General features: G+C 65.1%; 16 protein-coding genes. 7 read left to right on the top strand and 9 right to left on the bottom strand.

All coding sequences use genetic code 11. The features are described from left to right. Window positions 1–78: 78 nt before the first annotated feature. From aroB to pilM, 7 genes are read right to left on the bottom strand one after another with little or no spacing between them, the layout of a single operon-like run. A complete protein-coding gene (gene aroB / locus DOM56_RS06705) occupies window positions 79–1,191 on the bottom strand; it encodes a 3-dehydroquinate synthase (protein ID WP_110708089.1) in 1,113 nt (370 codons plus the stop codon). Window positions 1,192–1,196: 5 nt separating this feature from the next. After that, window positions 1,197–1,757, bottom strand: a complete 561-nt coding sequence (aroK, locus tag DOM56_RS06700; protein WP_110598929.1) for a shikimate kinase AroK — start codon at window positions 1,755–1,757, stop codon at window positions 1,197–1,199. Beyond that, window positions 1,757–3,823 carry a type IV pilus secretin PilQ gene (pilQ, locus tag DOM56_RS06695; RefSeq protein WP_110708088.1) on the bottom strand — a complete coding sequence of 689 codons (2,067 nt, stop codon included), beginning with the start codon at window positions 3,821–3,823 and terminating at the stop codon, window positions 1,757–1,759. The genes aroK and pilQ overlap by 1 nt, the downstream gene beginning before the upstream one ends. A gap of 8 nt (window positions 3,824–3,831) precedes the next feature. Next, the gene (locus tag DOM56_RS06690; protein WP_110708087.1) at window positions 3,832–4,386 is read right to left on the bottom strand and encodes a pilus assembly protein PilP; all 555 of its coding nucleotides are present in this window, start codon (window positions 4,384–4,386) and stop codon (window positions 3,832–3,834) included. Continuing rightward, the gene (locus DOM56_RS06685; RefSeq protein ID WP_232822210.1) at window positions 4,383–5,069 is read right to left on the bottom strand and encodes a type 4a pilus biogenesis protein PilO; all 687 of its coding nucleotides are present in this window, start codon (window positions 5,067–5,069) and stop codon (window positions 4,383–4,385) included. Before DOM56_RS06685 ends, DOM56_RS06690 begins: the two co-directional genes overlap by 4 nt. Continuing rightward, complete coding sequence (locus DOM56_RS06680) at window positions 5,066–5,635, bottom strand: PilN domain-containing protein (RefSeq protein ID WP_110708085.1); 570 nt, start codon at window positions 5,633–5,635, stop codon at window positions 5,066–5,068. Before DOM56_RS06680 ends, DOM56_RS06685 begins: the two co-directional genes overlap by 4 nt. Beyond that, the gene (gene pilM, locus DOM56_RS06675; protein ID WP_232822209.1) at window positions 5,632–6,645 is read right to left on the bottom strand and encodes a type IV pilus assembly protein PilM; all 1,014 of its coding nucleotides are present in this window, start codon (window positions 6,643–6,645) and stop codon (window positions 5,632–5,634) included. The genes DOM56_RS06680 and pilM overlap by 4 nt, the downstream gene beginning before the upstream one ends. 272 nt (window positions 6,646–6,917) lie before the next feature. Here pilM and DOM56_RS06670 point away from each other — a divergent pair, with 272 nt between their 5' ends. Together DOM56_RS06670 and DOM56_RS06665 are read left to right on the top strand one after the other, a co-directional pair. Continuing rightward, window positions 6,918–9,440 (top strand): penicillin-binding protein 1A, encoded by a 2,523-nt coding sequence (locus DOM56_RS06670; protein WP_110708083.1) that lies wholly within the window; start codon window positions 6,918–6,920, stop codon window positions 9,438–9,440. 91 nt (window positions 9,441–9,531) lie between these two features. Beyond that, the gene (locus DOM56_RS06665; protein WP_110708082.1) at window positions 9,532–10,278 is read left to right on the top strand and encodes a DUF481 domain-containing protein; all 747 of its coding nucleotides are present in this window, start codon (window positions 9,532–9,534) and stop codon (window positions 10,276–10,278) included. Window positions 10,279–10,394: 116 nt separating this feature from the next. Here DOM56_RS06665 and DOM56_RS06660 read toward each other — a convergent pair whose 3' ends face one another. Next, the gene (locus DOM56_RS06660; protein ID WP_110708081.1) at window positions 10,395–11,663 is read right to left on the bottom strand and encodes a malic enzyme-like NAD(P)-binding protein; all 1,269 of its coding nucleotides are present in this window, start codon (window positions 11,661–11,663) and stop codon (window positions 10,395–10,397) included. Window positions 11,664–11,996: 333 nt separating this feature from the next. After that, window positions 11,997–12,212 (bottom strand): 50S ribosomal protein L31, encoded by a 216-nt coding sequence (gene rpmE / locus DOM56_RS06655; RefSeq protein ID WP_110603446.1) that lies wholly within the window; start codon window positions 12,210–12,212, stop codon window positions 11,997–11,999. Window positions 12,213–12,416: 204 nt separating this feature from the next. Here rpmE and DOM56_RS06650 point away from each other — a divergent pair, with 204 nt between their 5' ends. The 5 genes from DOM56_RS06650 to hslU all read left to right on the top strand — a co-directional run. Then, the gene (locus DOM56_RS06650) at window positions 12,417–14,669 is read left to right on the top strand and encodes a primosomal protein N' (protein ID WP_198655708.1); all 2,253 of its coding nucleotides are present in this window, start codon (window positions 12,417–12,419) and stop codon (window positions 14,667–14,669) included. Window positions 14,670–14,905: 236 nt separating this feature from the next. Next, window positions 14,906–16,591, top strand: a complete 1,686-nt coding sequence (gene argS, locus DOM56_RS06645) for an arginine--tRNA ligase (RefSeq protein ID WP_110708079.1) — start codon at window positions 14,906–14,908, stop codon at window positions 16,589–16,591. Between the two features lie 3 nt (window positions 16,592–16,594). After that, the gene (locus DOM56_RS06640) at window positions 16,595–17,293 is read left to right on the top strand and encodes an SPOR domain-containing protein (RefSeq protein WP_110708078.1); all 699 of its coding nucleotides are present in this window, start codon (window positions 16,595–16,597) and stop codon (window positions 17,291–17,293) included. Between the two features lie 309 nt (window positions 17,294–17,602). Then, window positions 17,603–18,121, top strand: coding sequence for an ATP-dependent protease subunit HslV (hslV, locus tag DOM56_RS06635; protein WP_110602302.1), 519 nt, complete (start codon window positions 17,603–17,605; stop codon window positions 18,119–18,121). 14 nt (window positions 18,122–18,135) lie between these two features. Further along, the coding region (hslU, locus tag DOM56_RS06630) for an ATP-dependent protease ATPase subunit HslU (protein ID WP_232822208.1) at window positions 18,136–19,479 on the top strand (1,344 nt) is incomplete at its 3' end.

The following is a 19,479-nucleotide window of genomic DNA, read 5'->3' as shown; positions in this document are numbered from 1 at the left end:
GGCGTCGCCGGAATAGCTCCGCCGGCAAGGAAGATAGGATGGAACCGGAGAAGAGAGAGATGTCGGTGCCGTGGCGCATCAGCCGCGGGGAAAACGTTCCAGTAGTCGCTGGAGCAGCTCGGCCTCGGTATCGTCCCGGATCACGGCGCGCCCCAGCGCTTCGAGCAGAATCAGCCGCAACCGGCTGTCGAGGTTCTTCTTGTCGAGGCGCATGCGTGAGAGAAAATCCCCGGCCTGCATGTTGGCCGGTGCCGTGATCGGGAGATCCGCCGCGATCAGAATCGCCGCGACGCGCTCGACATCGGCCTCGCTCAGCCAGCCACGGTCGGCGGATAGTCGGGCCGCCATCATCATGCCTGAGCCCACCGCTTCACCGTGCAGCCAGTTGCCGTAGCCCTGGTGCGCTTCGATGGCGTGACCGAAGGTATGCCCCAGGTTGAGCAACGCCCGCACGCCCTGTTCGGTCTCGTCCTCGGCAACGACTTCCGCCTTGATCTCACAGCTGCGGCGAATGGCGTGGCGGATGGCGGCCTCGTCGAGCGCCCGGAGTGCGGCCAGGTTCTCCTCCAGCCACTCGAGGAAGGAGAGGTCCCAGATCAGGCCGTACTTGATCACCTCCGCCAACCCTGCGGACAGCTCCCGGGCCGGCAGCGTTCGCAAGGTGTCGGTGTCGACGATCACCGCCCGAGGCTGCCAGAACGCACCGATCATGTTCTTGCCACGCGGGTGATTGACCCCCGTCTTGCCGCCCACGGAGGAGTCGACCTGGGCCAGCAGCGTGGTGGGAATCTGGATGAACGCGACACCGCGCTGATAGCTGGCGGCTGCATACCCCGCCATGTCGCCGATGACGCCGCCACCCAACGCGATCAGCGTGCAGCGGCGATTGAAGCCGGCAGCCAGCAGGGCGTCCCAGATCCGCTCGACCGATGCCAGCGTCTTGGTCGCCTCACCATCGGGCAAAATGACTTCCCGGATGTCGAGATCGGCGCCGGCCAGCGTCTGCTTGAGCGCCGCCAGGTAATGCGGGGCGATCACCTCGTTGGTCACGATCATCACCTGGCGGCCCGCCAGATACGGCAGCAGATGCTCCTGACTCGCCAGAACGCCCGCGCCGACATGAATCGGATAACTGCGCTCGCCCAGGGACACGCTCAGCGATTCCACCGAAAGCGAAGAGACTGACGACATGGGGATTACCTTTGATGAGAGAGTGGCGACGAGTCACCGAGCGGCTCGGCGAGACGGGAGACACGGCGCAGGATATCACCGACCACGCTTCTCGGACCGCGGCGATCCGTCCGCACGATCACATCCGCCGTGGCCCGATAGAGCGGGTCGCGGATCGCGAACAGATCCCTCAGCACCTGCTCTGGGTTGGCATTCTGCAGTAGCGGCCGATTGCGATCCCGCGAGGTGCGTCGAATCTGCTGCTCGACGGTGGTGGCCAGGTAGATCACCGTACCCCGCTCCCGCAGCAGTTGGCGGTTGACTTCACGCATGATCGCGCCGCCACCCGTCGCCATCACGACTTCACTGCGCTGGGTGAGTTCGTCGAGCATGGCCGTCTCTCGATCACGAAACCCCTGCTCGCCCTCGACGTCGAAAATCCATGGGATGTTCGCCCCGCATCGACCCTCTATCTGATGGTCGCTATCCAGGAATTCGCGCTGCAATTCGGCCGCCAGAAGGCGGCCGATTGTGCTTTTGCCGGCCCCCATGGGACCGATGAGAAAAAGATTGGGAAGCGACCGCATCAGCGAATGGCCAGTCCGTCCTCGATGATCTTGGGCGTGATGAATACCAGCAATTCTACCTTCTCGTTGCTTTCCTGGGTATAGCGGAAGAGATTGCCCAGTATGGGAATGTCGCCCAGGAACGGGGTCTTGAACAACGTACGCAACTGCTCGGACGTCAGAATCCCGCCAAGCACCACGGTCTCGCCGTTGTCGACCAGTACCTGGGTCTGTATCTCGTTGGTATCGATCGCCGGCGCGCCATCGAATCGCGTATCGGAAATATCGTCGTTGTTGATGCGCAGATCCATGATGATCCGATCGTCGGGCGTGATCTGCGGCGTCACCTCGAGCGACAGCACGGCCTCCTTGAATTCGGTGGTCGTCGCGCCGCTGGAGGAGGCCTCCTGATACGGCACCTCCTGCCCCTGCTTGATCACCGCGGTGCGCTGGTTGGCGGTAATCACCTTGGGCTGGGAGATGGTCTGGCTCTTGCCCTCGCTCTCCAGGGCACGCAATTCGAGGTCGATCAACACGTCCCCGGAGAGATAGCCGAAACTGAACGCGCTGGCCGGATTGGTCGCGTTGCCCAGATCGACCGCCAATCCACCACCGTAGGGAGCGGGGTCATCCGCGGTCGTCGGCACCGTCGAAGGATTGCCGTCGGCCGCACCACTCAGATCGAAGTGGCGACCGCGCGGAGAGGAGAGCCCCCAGTTGACGCCCAATTCGTGGGTCGCGCTGTCACGAGCGATCACGATCCGCGCCTCGATCTGGACCTGACGCACCGGGACATCGAGGTGGTCGATGGTCCGTCGGATCGCGTCCAGCTGATCGCGCGTATCCTGCAGGATCAGCGTATTGGTGCGCGGATCGACGGTGACCCGGCCACGCTCCGACATCATCCCGACCCCCTCCCCGCCGCGCAGCAGCGCGGCAAGGGAGTCGGCCTTGGCATAGCGAATCTGCACGAACTCGGTGCTCAGCGGCGCCAACTGCTCGGACTGCTCGCGGGTTTCCAGCGTCTGACGCTGCAGGCTCGCCAGCTCGCCGGTGGGAGCCACCATCATCACGTTGCCTTCACGCCGAGCCGACAGGCCGTGGTTGCGCAGCACGAGATCGAGCGCTTGATCCCACGGTACGTCGGTGAGATTGAGGGTCACGTTCCCTTGCACACCGTCGCTGGCCACGACGTTGAGCCCGGACTCCTCGGCAATGATCGACAGCACGTCGCGAACCGGGATGTCCTGAAAATTTAGCGTGATGCGATGCCCGGTATAACTGGGCCGCCCCTCCGGCTCGGGACGCGCGATCGTTCCCGCGGCAGCCAGGTCGATCGTCAGGCGACGCCCATTCTGCGTCACCAGCGGCTCCACGGCACTGGACGCGGAGATGTCGAAGGTCACCCCGCCCGCGCTGCGCCGCGGCACGATACGCTGGACGCTGGTGCCGAAGTCCGCGACATCGAGCGTCTGATACTGCTCGTCGGGCAGGGTGACACCCGGCAACGTGACCGAAACCTGCCGCCCCTGTCCGGTGACTTCGGCGGCGACCCCGGCACGATCGAGTTCCAGTTGCAGTTGCCCGTCCCCCCCCGTGCCGCGACGAAAATCGATCGCGGTGACGCTGGGCTCCGCCGACACCCTCTCCGTGGCGTCGACGCCTCCGGCGGGCGAGGCCGTCGCTGGCGAAACGGCGGAGTCGACACCCAGGTGGACGACGACCCGGTCCGACATTCGCTCGATCCGGTAGCCGGTCGTCGATTCCAGCTCGAACACCAGGCGCGTGCGCGCCCCAGCCTCCAGCACCCTCACCCCACTGACTCCGGCGCTGCCGATGGCGAAGCTCGGCTGAGACAGACCGCTCCGAGTCTCCAGCAGATCCAGCGCCAACCGGGGCGGGGAGTCCGTGCGATAGCCGCGAACCTCCGGAACGCCACCGACGAAGTCGAGGCCCACGTCCAGGCGGCCCGAACCCTGGTCGGTGAATGTCATCGCGGTCAGGGTGGAGGCCGCCGAGGCGGGGAACGCCACCGCCCACAGAATCAGCGTCGCGGTCAAAGCGGCGAAATGCCGTCGAAGAGTCATGGGTTCCCCTACTCTGGTTGCCGCCGGTTGGCACCGTCGGATTCTTGTTGTGCCATTGCCAGACGCTGGCGGCGCTCGGTCCAGCCCCCCTGGGAGTCCCGCACGGTCTCGACCAGCGCCAGTGCACGCGACTCGACATCGACGACCCTGCCGTAATCCCGGCCCAGATAGTCGCCCTCGAACAGTCGATGGACCCGGCCATCCGGCGCGGCGACCAGGCCCGACGGGGTATTGCCCACCGTCAAGGTGCCGACCAGGGTCAGGCTATCGAGCTCGAAGGCCTCCAGAGGCTGGCGCGGTCGATCGGCATCGGGTAGCGGCGCCCTATCCACCGGCTCGACATGCTCGTCGCGCTCGGCCACGAAAGGGCTACGACGCTGGCTCTGGTCGTAATCGGCGGTGGCGTACTGCGGCATCTGCGGCAGCGCGGCGATCTGTCCCTCGGGCTTGTGCCGCAGAGCATCCAGCTTCGCCTCCAGCGCTCCCAGGCCGGCATCCTGACACCCGGTGAGCAGGCCACTGGCGATGACCATCCCGGCCAGCAGGAGGCGATTCACGCTCACGATTTCCCCCTCCCCGGCTTGGCATCGACGCCGGGTGCGACATCCTCTCGATACCGGTAGGTCTTGGCCAGCATCGACAGCCGGAGACGGTCTTCCACCGGCGTCAGCGTGAAATCGTGCAGCGTGACGATACGCGGCATGGCGGCGACACGAGCCAGGAACGAGGCGATCTGGTGGAAGTCTCCGCGCACCTGGATGTCGAAGGGCTGCTCGATGTAAAACTCCCGATCCACCGCCGGGCGCAACTTGAGGCTATCGATATCGAGCTGCTGCTCGCGTGCCGCGTCACTGATGGCGTCCAGCAGCGCGGGGACCTCCGCATCGCTCGGCAGCATTTCGAGCACCTGCTGCATACGGGCCCGCAGCTCGCTCATCTGGCGCTTCATCGCCGGGAGATTGACGGCCTGGAAGGAGAGCGTCTCGAAGCGCTGCAGCGCCTGCTGCTCCTGCACCATCAACCGCTGGTGCACTTCCCGGGACGATGAAGCCAGCAACCACTGCGCACCCCAGAACGACGCCAGCAGGAGCGCCGCGGCGATCATCACCTGCAAGCCGGCGGGCCAGCTGCCAGCCTCCTTGACATCCAGTTCGCGCCACTGCAGTTCACGCAACTGACGCCACTGCTCGCCGGCCGTCGCGCGGAGCCCCGTCAACCCCCGGAAGCGCATCGTCGGACGCCTCATGACCCGGCCCCCGCCACGCTGTCGTCGATCGGATGCTGATTGACACTCATGTGAAAACGCTTGGCCGCCGCGGGCCCCTCTGCGGACTGCACGTCCGAAAGCAGCGGAATATCGAACGCCGGGCTGTGATCCAGCGCCCGCATCTGGTCGGACACCTGACGATTGGAAGCCGCGACTCCGCTGAGTTCGAGCCGGTCCTCCTTGCGCTCCAGCTCGGTGTAATAGACGCCATCCACCAGCGTGGCCGTCAGTTGATCGAGGACACGAACGGTCAGCGGCCGGCTCGACTGGAGCTCGCCGATCACTTCGATCTGCTTCAGCATGCGCTCCCGCAGCTCGCGGAAATCGCGCATCGCCTGAATATCGCGGGTGAGAGCCTCGGTATCGCGCTGAATCAGCGCGACCCTGGCCTGCCCCGCGCGGACCAGCGACTTTTCATGCAGGGAGATGCCCCAGCCGAGCAGCAGGCCCACCAGCAGCATCAGCAGCAAGCCCTGCTTGAACCGACGAGTCCGGTGAACGCGGCGCTGCTCCCGCCAAGGCAGCAGATTGATCTCGATCCTCATGACAGGGCCCGCATGGCGAGACCGCAGGCGGTGAGCATCGCCGGTGCGTCAGCGGCCAGGGCGCCCACATCCAGCCGGGAATGAACCCGCATCTGGTGAAAGGGGTTGGCGAGCATCGCCTCGAGGCCGCTCTGGGCACGCAGCCGCTCGGCGAACCCCGGCAGCGCGCTGGATCCGCCAGCGAGAACGAGGCGTCGAACCTGCTGCTGCCCCGCAGCGGTGTAGTAGAGCTGCAACGACCGGCCGACGTGCTGGATCAGGGTGTCGATGAACGGCAACAGCACCTGCTGGCGATAGTCGTCGGGCAACCCACCTCGCTTCTTGGCCCGGCCGGCTTCGTCGAAACTCATCCCGTAGCGCTTGCTGATGGCGTCGGTGAGCTGCCGCCCGCCGCAGAGATTATCCCGGCTGTAGACGATCCGGCCGCCCTTGAGGACGTGAAAGGCGCAGAGATTGGCGCCGATGTCGACCAGCGCCGTGCTGTCATCCTCTTCCTCCGCCTCCCGCAGGGCCCGGCAGACCCGCTCCAGCGCGAAGCCCTCCACATCCACGGCCACCGCCTCCAGCCCCACCGCTTCCATGGTCGAGGTGAGCGTCTCGATATCCTGCAGACGACAGGCCACCAGCAGGATTTCCTGCTGATCGGGGTAGCGGGCATGGCGATGCATGCGCTGGAAATCGAAGGCCACCTCGTTGAGTGGGAACGGAATGTACTTGTCGGACTCCATCTGGATCCGGGCCTCGATCTCCTCGTCGCTGAGCGAGACCGGCAGCGACAGCACCCGAGTGATGGCAGCCGAGTTGGGCACCGCCACCACGGCGCGGCGAGACCGCGGTTGCGCGTGCTCGACCGCCCGGCGCAGCGTATCCACGACTTCGCTCTTGTCGCGAATTCGCCTCTCGACGACAGCCCCTTCGCGCAGGGGGCGCACCGCGTAGCTGTCGATTCTCAGGCCGCCGGCGTGACGCTCCAACTCCAGCAGCTTGACGGTAGCGGACGTGATGTCCACCCCGACCAATCCATGGGAGGATCTTTTCAAGCGCAACACTGTCTCACCTCGCCGGAACTCGAAAATCCTAATCGAAGTTAACGGCGGCCCAACGGGCAACTTGAGACATTTCGTTACACTTATTTCTCGTTGCTTGCAGGAAGCGGCGGGTACGAAACTGGCCCCGACTCTATCGCATCCATATAATGCCCCGGTACTGAACCCTGTCCGAAGCTAGGGATAGCGGGCACGCTCGCGGCCGGACCGCCACCAGTCAAGGATCACCTCTTTCTATGAAGCTTTTTACCCGCTTACTGACGACTGCCTTCTGGCTGCTGCTGTCGCTATGCGCCGGAGTCGTGCTGGCAGTCGTCGGCGCAGGGCTCTATTTCGCGCCTGGCCTGCCGGATGTGCGTCAGCTCCAGAACTACGAGCTTCAGACACCGCTGCGCATCTACACCGAGGACGACAAGCTGATCGGCGAATATGGCGAGGAGCGCCGGATGCCGATCAGCTACGATCAAATCCCGAAACCGTTGATCGATGCGCTACTGGCGGCCGAGGATGCCAACTTCTACAACCACCCCGGCGTCGACCCGAAAGGCCTGCTGCGCGCGGCGGTGGAACTGGCCTCGTCGGGGGACATCCAGTCCGGCGGCAGCACCATCACCATGCAGGTGGCGCGCAACTACCTGCTGACCCTGGATCAGACCTTCACCCGCAAGATCCGCGAGATCCTGCTGGCGCTGCAGATGGAGCAGATCCTGAGCAAGCCGGAGATTCTCGAGCTCTATGTCAACAAGATCTATCTGGGCCACCGCTCCTACGGCGTCGCTGCCGCCGCCAATACCTACTACGGCAAGCCGCTGGCCGATCTGACGCTGCCGCAGTACGCCATGATCGCGGGCCTTCCCAAGGCCCCCTCCAGCTTCAATCCGCTGGCCAACCCCGAGCGCGCCCTGATCCGTCGCAACTGGATCCTCTACCGTATGCGTGAGCTCGGTTCGATCGACCAGGCCAGCTACGAGCAGGCCGTCAAGGCGCCGATCACGGCCAGCCGCCACGTCGCGCAGTCGGAGGTCGACGCCCCCTACGTCGCTGAAATGGCACGCGCCTATGCGGTCGAGCGGTTCGGTGACAAGGCGTATACCGACAACATCCGCATCACGACCACGCTCGACAGCCGTCTGCAGACCGAAGCCCGCAATGCGCTGGTGCAGGGCCTGATCGACTACGACACCCGCCACGGCTGGCGTGGTCCGGAGGAGAAGGATGTGCCTCCGAGCCTGGTCGAAGCGCAGGACCGCACCGAGCGGCAGGGCCTGGAAGAAGAGCTCTCGGAGTCCCCGGAGGTCATCCAGACCGCCCGTCAGGCAGCCCAGAGCAGCGAGGCCAACATCGAAGGGGTCGATGGCGACGTCAGCAACTGGCTCAAGGTGCTGGAACGCACGCCGGCCTACGGCCCGCTCCAGCCGGCCATCGTGACCGAGACCGACGGCAAGCAGATGCGCGTGCTCAATGCCGACGGCAAGGTCATCACGCTGGACTGGGATGGCCTCAAGTGGGCCCGTGTCTACCACAGCGCCAAATGGCGGGGCGACGTGCCCGCCAATGCCCAGGCGATCGCCCAGCGTGGCGACCTGGTCCGCATTCTGAAGAGCGGTGACAACTGGCGGCTGTCGCAGCGTCCCGGCGCCGAGGGCGCGATCGTGGTGCTCGACCCGCAGACCGGCGCCATCGAGGCGCTGCAGGGCGGCTTCAGCTTTGCCGCCAGCAAGTTCAACCGTGCCATTCAGGCGCAGCGCCAGGTCGGCTCCAACTTCAAGCCCTTCGTCTATCTGGCGGCGCTGGAGGAAGGCGGCATGACCGCGGCGACGATCATCAACGATGCCCCGGTGGTGATGTCCCAGTACAGCGGCGACGACTGGCGCCCCGAGAACGCCGAGCGCCAGTTCCAGGGGCCGACGCGCCTGAGGGTCGGGCTGTACACCTCGCGCAATCTGGTGACCATTCGCGTACTGCAGTCTCTGGGGCTCGACAACGCCCTCAACTTCCTCGAGCGCTTCGGCTTCTCCCGGGACCGCCTGCCGCACGGGTTGTCGCTGGCACTGGGCAGTGCCTCGCTGACGCCGCTGGAGATCGCCAACGCCTACGCGGTACTCGCCAACGGTGGCTTCCAGGTCTCGCCCTGGTACATCCAACAGGTCACTCAAGGCAGCCAGAACACCGTGGTCGAAAAGGCCAACCCGCTGGTGGCCTGCCGCGACTGCGCGCCCGATGCAACCCAGACCGAAGTCGACGGCGAACCGCGCCGCATCGCCCCCAGGGTGGTCGACCCGGATGCGCTCTATATCCTGCGCAGCATCCTGCGGGATGTCATCGAGCGCGGCACCGGGCGCGGCGCGCTGTCGCTCGACCGTGCCGACATCGTCGGCAAGACCGGCACCACCAACGATCAGCGTGACGCCTGGTTCTCCGGCTTCAACAACTCACTCGTCACGACGGTATGGGTCGGCAAGGACGACAACACCACGACCGCGGAATATGGTGCGCAAGCCGCCCTGCCGATCTGGAAGGCGTTCATGGGGCCGGCCCTGAAAGGGACCCCCGAGGTCATTCCGAAGGCGCCCGATGATATCGTCCAGGTACGCATCGACCCGAAAACCGGCAAGCGGCTGCATGACGATCAGTCCGGCGGCATCAGCGAGATATTCCGCAAGGACAATCTCCCTGAATACCAACCTCGTGGGATCCGCCCTGAACTGGAAGATGAGAGCGGTTCGCAAGGCACTGGCACTTTCGAAGCCATCTTCTGATACATTGGTCGGGGCCTCGAGCCCCGACCCATTTGTTCCACACTCGCTCTTCACCGCAACAGGACGTCGCAGCGAAGCTGAGAGAGATGTCATGCCCCTGCCTAGTTGCCGCTGGTGGCTGCTGGTCTCCTGCCTGATGGCATCCCCATCATATGCGGAGCTTTTCTACGCGCCGCCGGCGCCGGACGAAAATGCGCCCAACTTCAGTGGCAGCGCGGAACTCGGCTACACCAAGCTGACCGGCAACACCAACACCCAGACCCTGCTCGCCAAGGGACGCCTGACCTGGCTGACCGGTCGCTATACCCACACCTTTCGCGCCGAGACCCGCAGCGTCCAGGACAACGACAACACCACGTCGGAGCGATACCTGGTTGGCGCCCGCGAACGCTACGAGCTGGCGGACGACAACTACCTGTTCGGCTTTGCACGCTGGGAGCGTGACCGATTCAGCGGCTACGACTCGCAGTTCACGACCATTGCCGGCTACGGGCGCCAGATCCTGGTCGGCCCGACGCACACCCTCTCGGCGGAGGTCGGGCCGGGCTACCGCCATGACGCCTACGCCGAGGGTGGCAGCGACGACCTGGCCCTGGCCTACTCGGCGCTGGATTACACCTACAATTTCAGCGACGACATCGCGTTCGACCAGGAACTCTCCGCAGAGGCGACTCACATCAGCGTGACCACGCGTTCGCTGTCGACGATCACCTCGCAGCTGAACTCTCACCTTGCGCTGCGCGTCTCCTACGACGTCAAGAGCAACACCCACCCGCCGCCCGACGCCGAGGCACGCACCGATACCACCACCTCGGTGTCGATTCTCTACAGCTGGTGACGGCAGCCACGAGCTACGAGCGGCAATGATCCCGTAAGGCCGGGCGCATCGCCGAAAAACGAAGAAGCCGCCCGGCTGGGGCGGCTTCTTCTTCGAACAGGGTTCGATCGGCTAATTCAGCCGTAGATCTCCTTGACGCTCTTCAGCGGATAGTGGGCGGGATACGGCTTCTTCGCGACGCCGGACTCCACCGCGGCCTGGGCCACCGCCGCCGGGATCTTCTCCAGCAGCCGCGAGTCCACCGGCGTGGGGATGATGTAGCCACGACCGAACTCGAGCGAATCGAGTTCGTAGGCATCCAGCACCTCTTTCGTCACCGGCTCGCGCGCCAGATCCTTCAACGCATGAACGGCGGCAATCTTCATCTTTTCGTTGATGGCCGTGGCCCGCACATCCAGGGCGCCGCGGAAGATGAACGGGAACCCCAGTACGTTGTTGACCTGATTGGGGTAGTCGGAACGCCCCGTGCCGATGATCACGTCGCTGCGGGTTGCGCGGGCGACATCGGGATGGATTTCGGGATCCGGATTGGAACAGGCGAACACGATCGGGTTGGCCGCCATCCTCTCGAGCTGCTCGGGCTTGAACAGATTCGGTCCGGAAAGACCGACGAAGACATCGGCACCCTCGATCGCGTCATCCAGCGTACGCAGCGGCGTTTCGGTGGCGAACTGGGCCTTGTACTGGTTGAGATCGCTGCGACCGCTGTGAATGACGCCATTGCGATCCAGCATGAAGATGTTCTCGGCCCTGGCGCCACACTCGATCAGCAGCTTCATGCAGGCAATGGCGGCGGATCCCGCCCCCAGGCAGACGATACGCGCGGTCGCCAGTGTCTTGCCGGCAATGTCCAGGGCGTTGAGCAAGCCCGCGGCGGTCACGATTGCAGTGCCATGCTGGTCGTCGTGAAACACCGGGATGTCACAGCGCTGCTTGAGCGCCGCCTCGATCTCGAAACACTCCGGCGCCTTGATATCCTCGAGATTGATGCCGCCCCAGGTATTGGCGATGTTGGCAACCGTATCGATGAAGGCCTGAGCGGAATCGGCTTCGACCTCGATATCCACCGAGTTGATGCCGGCGAAGCGCTTGAACAGGACCCCCTTGCCCTCCATGACCGGCTTGCTCGCCAGGGGACCGAGATTCCCCAGGCCCAGGATAGCGCTGCCGTCGGAGACGACGGCCACCAGATTGCCCTTGCCGGTGTAGAGATAGGCATTCTCCGGATCCAGAGCGATTTCCCTGCACGGTTCCGCGACACCGGGGCTGTAGGCCAGCGACAGATGCTTGGCGGTTTCGGTCGGCTTGGTCAGTTCGACCGACAGTTTGCCCGGAATCGGCTTGGCATGGTAATCGAGCGCCGCCTGTCTTCTATCGTCACTCATGAGAGAGATTTCCCAATGGAGGGTGAGGTATTTCGGCATCGTCGTGCCATGGAGTCGCGCCAGATTATAGAAAAAGAGCGACCCATACAACTTTCGCCCTTTCCTCCGCTTTCGCGAATTTTAAGTGCTTGTTTGAATCACTTCGATGCATTTGGCGACACTTATACCTGAACGCTCAGTCATAAAATATCCCTTATCCATCGCCTCCAACCTCAAAACTCGACCTGCAGATCCCGCCCCCTTCCGTGTCCGGGATCCGACGATCGGGCATGAAAAAGCCCGCCATGAAGGCGGGCTTTTCGACAACCGTTCGGTTCTCGGCGTGACGCGATCTCAACCGCGACGAACCGCAGCTCCGAAGCGCTTGTTGAAACGCTCGACGCGGCCACCGGTGGTCGCCTGCTTCTGCTTGCCGGTGTAGAACGGGTGACACTGCGAGCAGACGTCGACGTGGAAGTCTTCGCTGGCCGTGGTGCCGATCGAATGGGTCGCGCCACAGGAACAAGTCGCCGTGACTGTCTTGTATTCGGGATGAATAGACTGTTTCATCGTGAAGCCTCGCTTTGCGGTGTACCGCCACCTGATCTGTTGCCAGGCACCGTACACGGATAGGGAATCGCGGTTCACTCCCGCGCGACCGGCCCGCCTAGAATCCCGTAACCCGCATCGTCTGGCGATGGCGATATCACGGATAAGAGACGCACCCTACGTCGGAAGGCGGCGCATTTTAGCAGAATTGTTCACGGAGGCCAATTGGCAGATTCCAGTACCGCCCCCGGGAGCGCGGCAACGCCCGTGCCTCGGATTCTTCGTATCGCCGTTCCCACGCCGCTGAGGCGACTGTTCGACTATCGCCCCGCGGGTCAGCCCCCTGCCGGCGGTTGGTGCCCCGGCCTGCGGGTCAAGATTCCGTTCGGGCGACGTTATCTGGTCGGGATCGTGATGGAGTGCGCGATGGAGAGCGAACTGCCGACCAGCCAACTGAAACCGATCACGGAACGGCTCGACGACGAGCCGCTACCGGCTGACTGGCTATGGCTCTGCCAATTCACCGCCCGCTACTATCAACACTCGCTGGGCGATACGCTGCATCATGCGCTGCCCGGGCCTCTGCGCCAGGGACGGCCACTCGAGGCACGCAGCCGCGAGCGGTGGCAGCTGAACGCTCCCGAGGCTGCCGCCCTCGATGCATTGAGCCGCGCACCACGCCAACGCGAGCTGGTCCGGCTGCTGGCCCAGCATCGCCACGGCATGGTCACCTCCGCCATCACCGCGCAGGGGTACGCGCGCCCGCTGTTACAAGGGCTGCTCGACAAGTCACTGGTCACTTGCACCAGTGAACCGCTGACCGCCAGCGAGGGCTGGTCGGGTGCGCTGCTCGCCGAGCCGGCTCTGCCGCTCAACCGGGAACAGGCCGCCGCGCTCGCGGCGCTCCACGAGGGATTGGACCGCTTTCATCCCTGCCTTCTCCATGGCGTCACGGGAAGCGGCAAGACAGAGGTCTACCTGCAACTGATCGAGGCGGTCCTGGGCCAGGGCCGTCAGGCGCTGGTGCTGGTGCCCGAGATCGGCCTGACTCCGCAGACCCTGTCGCGCTTTCGCAAGCGCTTTCGCGCACCGGTCGTGGCGCTGCACTCGGGCCTCACCGACCTGGAGCGCCTCGATGCGTGGGAAGCCGCTCGCAGCGGGCGCGCGCCGATCGTCATCGGTACCCGCTCCGCCATCTTCACGCCCCTGGCGCGACCCGGCGTGATCATCGTCGACGAGGAGCACGACGGCTCGTTCAAGCAACAGGATGGCTTGCGCTACCACGCCCGCGACCTGGCGATGGCCCGTGCCCACCGCGATGGCGTACCGATCCTGCTGGGTAGTGCCACCCCGTCGCTGGAGAGCCTGGCCCAGGCGCGCAGCGGGCGTTATCGACATCTTCGTCTGACCCAGCGGCCCAGCCGCCACGCCCCGGCCAAGCTCGAACTGGTCGACCTGCGGGGGCGGCAGCGCCAGGGCGGGCTGATCCCGCCGGCGATCGACGCCATCCGTCAGGCACTGAAAGCCGAGGGGCAGGTGCTGGTCTTCATCAACCGACGCGGTTTCTCGCCGTCTCTGGCTTGTCATCAGTGCGGCTGGATTGCCGAGTGCCGCCACTGCGACTCACGGATGACGCTCCATCGTCAGCCGCCGCGCCTGGTCTGTCATCACTGCGAACATCAGACACCCCAGCCGGACGCCTGCCCGAGCTGCGGCAGTGCCGATCTGCGACCGCTCGGCGCCGGTACCGAGCGCAGCGAGGAGACGCTCGCCACTCTGTTCCCCGACACCCCGGTCTATCGCATCGACCGTGACAGCACACGGCGCAAGGAAGCCTTCGACCAGTTGCTGACCGAGATTCGACGCGGCGAACCGAGCCTGCTAGTGGGAACCCAGATGCTAGCCAAGGGGCACCATCTTCCTCACGTGACGCTGGTGGTGGTGGTCAATGCCGACGCCGGTCTCTACGCCAGCGATTTTCGCGCGCTCGAGCAGAGCGCCCAGTTGCTGGTCCAGGTGGCCGGTCGTGCCGGTCGCGCCGACCGGGCCGGTCGCGTTCTGGTCCAGACGCTGCATCCCGACGACCCCAACCTGCGGCTGCTGGCGGACAGCGGCTACGATGCGCTGGCCTACCAGCTGCTCGAGGAGCGACGCCTCGCCGGCCTGCCCCCCTACCGTTACCTGGCGCTGGCGCGTTTCGAGGCCTCTCGCGAGGAGGATGCCCGCCAGGCCGCGGAGGCTGCCGGCGACGCCGTCCGCCAGTGGCTCGCCGAACGCCAGTCGCCGGTGCACTGCCTGGGCCCCGTTCCCGCCCCGATGGAACGCCGCCAGAACCGCTATCATGTTCAACTGATGCTCTCCGCGGAAAAGCGCAGCGCGCTGCACGAGGCGAGTGCCTGGCTGGTCGGCTGGATGGAGAGCGCCGCCTCGCGCCGTGTACGCTGGTCGCTGGACATCGACCCGATGACGTTGAGTTGATATCGCGAGCCGCGGGAATCAGGATCTTGCCCTCGAGCGAAAAATGCAGCGTCGCTGGCATTTTTCGCTCGAAGCTCGAAGCTGAGCATCAGGGTTTAAAGCCTTGCGCCAATCACTGATAATGGCCGCCTTTTACCAGCGTCGTGGCGGCAGGTTCACGACGTCCAGATTCGCGGCATCCCGCGCCGGGTCGAGCCCCTGGCCTCGGCCCTGGCCCCACGACGATGAAGTAGCCCATGAAAGAGACGATTACCCAACTGCTCGATACCGCCGTCGCCACACTTCAGGGCGCAGGCGAGCTGCCGGCCGACCTGAGCCCTGCCATCAAGGTCGACCCGACCCGCGACAAGGCCCACGGCGACTATGCCACCAACCTGGCGCTGGTGCTGGCCAAGCCGGCCGGCTGCAAGCCACGCGACCTGGCCGACAAGCTGATCGCGGCGCTGCCGGAGAACGACGCGATCCGCCGCACCGAGATCGCCGGGCCGGGCTTCATCAACTTCTTTGCCGCCACCGACGCCATCGCAGGCATCGTCAGCCAGATTCTCGACGCTGGCGACACCTTCGGCCGCAGCCTGATCGGTGCCGGCGAGAAGGTCCAGGTCGAATTTGTCTCCGCCAACCCCACCGGGCCGCTGCACGTCGGCCATGGTCGTGGCGCCGCCATCGGCGACTGCCTCTGCCGGTTGCTGGAAGCGACCGGTTTCGACGTCACCCGCGAGTTCTACTACAACGACGCCGGCGCCCAGATCAACAACCTGATGCGCTCGGTACAGGCTCGCGCCCAGGGACTCGGTCCCGATGACGAGGGCTGGCCCGAGGATGGCTATCGCGGCGACTACATCGCCGATGTCGCCCAGGCCTACCTGGGCGGTGAAACCGTGACTGCCGATGACCGCGAGGTCACCGCCAAGGCCGACCCGAACGACGGCGATGCCATTCGCGCCTTCGCCGTGGCCTACCTGCGCCGCGAGCAGGACCTGGATCTCAAGGCATTCGGCGTCGAGTTCGACGTCTATTTCCTGGAGTCCTCGCTCTACGCCGAGGGCCGCGTCGAGGAGACCGTCAATGCGCTGGTTGCCGGCGGCCACACCTACGAAGCGGATGGCGCCCTGTGGCTGCGCACCACCGACTTCGGTGACGACAAGGACCGGGTGATGCGCAAGTCCGACGGCGACTACACCTACTTCGTGCCCGACGTCGCTTACCACTACAACAAGTGGCAGCGCGGCTTCACCACCGTGATCGACGAACAGGGAGCCGACCACCACTCCACCGTCACCCGGGTTCGCGCCGGGCTGCAGGCGCTGGAAGTCGGCATTCCCCAGGGCTGGCCGGACTACGTGCTGCACCAGATGGTGCTGGTGACCCGTTCCGGGGTCGAGGTGAAGCTTTCCAAGCGTGCCGGCAGCTATGTCACGCTGCGCGATCTGATCGATGAAGTCGGCCGCGACGCCACCCGCTATTTTCTCGCCGCCCGCCGCGCCGACTCCCAGCTCACCTTCGACATCGATCTGGCGCGCTCGCAGACCAACGACAATCCGGTCTACTACATCCAGTACGCTCATGCCCGCGTCTGCAGCGTACTGCGCAAGGCCGAGAATGATGGCCTCGCCTTTGACCATGGCGTCGCGATGGCCAACCTGGAGCGCCTCGACGCCCCCCAGGAGAAAGCCCTGATGAATCGGCTGGCACGCTATCCGGATAGCGTCGAGCGTGCTGCCCGCGCCCGCGAGCCACATCAGATCGCGCAGTATCTGACCGAGCTCGCCAGCGATTTCCACACCTGCTACAACGCCCAGAAAGTCATGGTCGACGATGCCGAGCTGCGCAATGCGCGGCTGGCGCTGGGTCTGGCGACACGCCAGGTCATTGGCAATGGATTGGCGCTGCTCGGCGTCAGCGCCCCGGAGGAGATGTAAAACATGGCACGCCGCCCCGCTCAGAGCAGCCGCTCGTCCTCGTCTCGCCCTTCCCCCAAGGGCGCGACCACCAAATCCCGCCCGCGCGCCTCGAACAGTGGCGGCGGTCTCGGCGGCATCCCGGGCTGGCTGTGGGCGATTGCCGGCCTGATCGCCGGCTTTGCTCTCTCGCAGTACCTGGATCGCTCCTCGCCGGAACCGGTGGCAGCCGTCGTGCCCAGGCCGACATCCAGCCAGACGTCGGCCCCCACCGATCAAGGGAGCGGCGGCAGTGGCACAGGCGGCCAGAGCAACACCCCTCAACAGCCGGCCACGCCGACGTTCGAGTTCTACACGCTGCTGCCGGAGACGGAAGTCATTGCGCCCAACAGCGACAGTGCGGAACCCGCACCGTCGCCCCAGGCCGCGCAGGAGGCCGCCGCCGACAATGCGGCCAACACCACCAAGCAGCCGACACCCAGCGGTGGCCGCTACGTGCTGCAGGCGGCGTCCTTCCGCGACATCAACGATGCCGAACGCCTCGCCAACCGGCTCAAGGATTTCGGCCTGCTGGCCAAGATCACCGACGTTCGAGCCAATGGCGATCAGCTCTGGCACCGGGTCCAGGTCGGCCCCTACGAGGATAAGCGCGAGCTCTCCCGGGCCCAGGATCTGATGGTGACCCAGGGCATCGAACCGCTGTTGCTGCGCCTGCAGAACTAGGCGCGACGCCCCACACCACCGCTGCTGCATCCAAGCGACCGACATCTCTTGTCGGTCGTTTTTCATGCCGGATTCCAAGAGCGCCGCGCCCTCGTTCGGCACGATACGCCTGGGCCGGCCGCCGTTGGCGCACGTCGTTGGCAATTCGTTGCTTGATTTCCCCCTTCTCCGCCCACACCTCTCGATGCATGCCGCATCGCGTTCTTCGTTTCTCGTTCGAGACGGGCATCGTCAACCGGGAACGCGATCGCACACGTTTTTTCGGCGCCGCCTCTGCTATCCGGCGGCGCGTCATCAGGAGTCAACTGCATGACCACAATCGTATCCGTGCGCCGTGGCGATCAGGTTGCCCTGGCCGGTGATGGCCAGGTGTCACTGGGCAACACGGTGATGAAAGGCAACGCCAGCAAGGTTCGTCGTCTCTATCGCGGCCAGGTGCTGGCCGGTTTCGCCGGCGGCACCGCCGACGCCTTCACCCTGTTCGAGCGCTTCGAGGCCCAGTTGGAGAAGTACCAGGGCCATCTGACCAAGGCGGCCGTCGAGCTGGCCAAGGAGTGGCGCACCGACCGCGCGCTGCGTCGTCTCGAGGCGATGCTCGCCGTCGCTGACAAGACGGCATCGCTGATCATCACCGGCAACGGCGACGTGGTCGAACCCGAGCGCGGTATCATCGCCATCGGCTCCGGTGGCCACTTCGCCCAGGCCTCGGCCCGCGCGCTGCTCGAGAATACCGAGCTCGGCGCCCGCGAGATCACCGAGAAATCGCTCAACATCGCCGCCGATATCTGCGTCTTCACCAATCATCAGATCACTCTCGAAGAGCTGTAACGAGGCCGAACCCCATGTCTGAGAATCCGTCCCAAGAACGCGCCAGCGCGCAGCCTGCGTTGACCCAGTCGGCGATGACACCGCGCGAGATCGTCCATTCGCTGGACCAGTACATCATCGGCCAGCACGACGCCAAGCGCGCCGTTGCCATCGCCCTGCGCAATCGCTGGCGCCGCATGCGCCTCGATGAACACATGCGTGGCGAGATCGTGCCCAAGAACATCCTGATGATCGGACCCACCGGCGTGGGCAAGACCGAGATCGCCCGCCGCCTGGCGAAACTCGCCGGCGCGCCCTTCCTCAAGGTCGAGGCGACCAAGTTCACCGAGGTCGGCTATGTCGGCCGCGATGTCGAGTCGATCATTCGCGACCTGATGGAGATGGCGATCAAGATGGTCCGCGAGCAGGCCAAGGTGGAAGTACGCCACAAGGCCCAGGACGCCGCCGAGGATCGCATTCTCGATGCCCTGCTGCCGCGCCCGCGGGGCAGCGAATACGACGCCGGCCGCGACGACTCCTCCACGCGTCAGGTCTTCCGCAAGAAATTGCGTGAAGGCCAGCTCGATGACAAGGAGATCGACATCGAGGTGACACCGGCCAGCCAGGGCGTGGATATCATGACCCCGCCGGGCATGGAGGAGATGACCAACCAGCTCCAGAGCCTGTTCGCCAACATGGGCAAGCAGAAGACAGAGACCCGCCGCGTGCCGGTCAAGGACGCCTGGAAACTGCTACAGGACGAGGAAGCCGCCAAGCTGGTCAACGAGGAGGAGATCAAGCAGCGTGCGCTGGAAGCCGTCGAGCAGAACGGCATCGTGTTCATCGACGAGATCGACAAGGTCGCCAAGCGCGGCGAGTCCGGCAGCGGCGGCGATGTCTCCCGCGAGGGCGTGCAGCGTGACCTGCTGCCGCTGATCGAAGGCTCCACCGTCTCCACCAAGCACGGCATGGTGCGCACCGACCACATCCTGTTCATCGCTTCCGGTGCCTTCCACCTCTCCAAGCCCTCGGACCTGATTCCGGAACTGCAGGGTCGCCTGCCGATCCGCGTCGAGCTGACGGCACTGACGCCGGACGACTTCAAGCGGATCCTGACCGAACCTTCGGCGGCACTGACCAAGCAGTATCGGGCGCTGCTCGACACCGAGGGCCTGGATGTCCAGTTCACCGAGGATGGCATCTCGCGCATCGCCGAGATCGCCTGGCAGGTCAACGACGGCACCGAGAACATCGGCGCTCGTCGCTTGCACACCGTGATGGAGCGGCTGCTCGAGGAAGCCTCGTTCCAGGGCGGCGATTTCGCCAGCCCTCTCGTCGTCGACGCCGATTATGTCAACGACAAGCTGGGCGAACTGGCG

It is taken from the genome of Salinicola sp. CR57, assembly GCF_003206585.1.
GTDB classification, from domain to species: Bacteria; Pseudomonadota; Gammaproteobacteria; order Pseudomonadales; family Halomonadaceae; genus Salinicola; species Salinicola lusitanus.
The sequence above is the reverse complement of the archived record's forward strand: the minus strand, read 5'-3'. Positions and strand labels throughout refer to the sequence as shown.

Bases quoted from the DNA above. Each gene is read 5' to 3' on its own strand.
- aroB (WP_110708089.1), bottom strand. From the start codon at position 1,191: ATGTCGTCAGTCTCTTCGCTTTCGGTGGAATCGCTGAGCGTGTCCCTG.
- aroK (WP_110598929.1), bottom strand. From the start codon at position 1,757: ATGCGGTCGCTTCCCAATCTTTTTCTCATCGGTCCCATGGGGGCCGGC.
- pilQ (WP_110708088.1), bottom strand. From the start codon at position 3,823: ATGACTCTTCGACGGCATTTCGCCGCTTTGACCGCGACGCTGATTCTG.
- DOM56_RS06685 (WP_232822210.1), bottom strand. From the start codon at position 5,069: ATGAGGCGTCCGACGATGCGCTTCCGGGGGTTGACGGGGCTCCGCGCG.
- DOM56_RS06680 (WP_110708085.1), bottom strand. From the start codon at position 5,635: ATGAGGATCGAGATCAATCTGCTGCCTTGGCGGGAGCAGCGCCGCGTT.
- DOM56_RS06670 (WP_110708083.1), top strand. From the start codon at position 6,918: ATGAAGCTTTTTACCCGCTTACTGACGACTGCCTTCTGGCTGCTGCTG.
- DOM56_RS06665 (WP_110708082.1), top strand. From the start codon at position 9,532: ATGCCCCTGCCTAGTTGCCGCTGGTGGCTGCTGGTCTCCTGCCTGATG.
- DOM56_RS06660 (WP_110708081.1), bottom strand. From the start codon at position 11,663: ATGAGTGACGATAGAAGACAGGCGGCGCTCGATTACCATGCCAAGCCG.
- rpmE (WP_110603446.1), bottom strand. From the start codon at position 12,212: ATGAAACAGTCTATTCATCCCGAATACAAGACAGTCACGGCGACTTGT.
- argS (WP_110708079.1), top strand. From the start codon at position 14,906: ATGAAAGAGACGATTACCCAACTGCTCGATACCGCCGTCGCCACACTT.
- DOM56_RS06640 (WP_110708078.1), top strand. From the start codon at position 16,595: ATGGCACGCCGCCCCGCTCAGAGCAGCCGCTCGTCCTCGTCTCGCCCT.
- hslV (WP_110602302.1), top strand. From the start codon at position 17,603: ATGACCACAATCGTATCCGTGCGCCGTGGCGATCAGGTTGCCCTGGCC.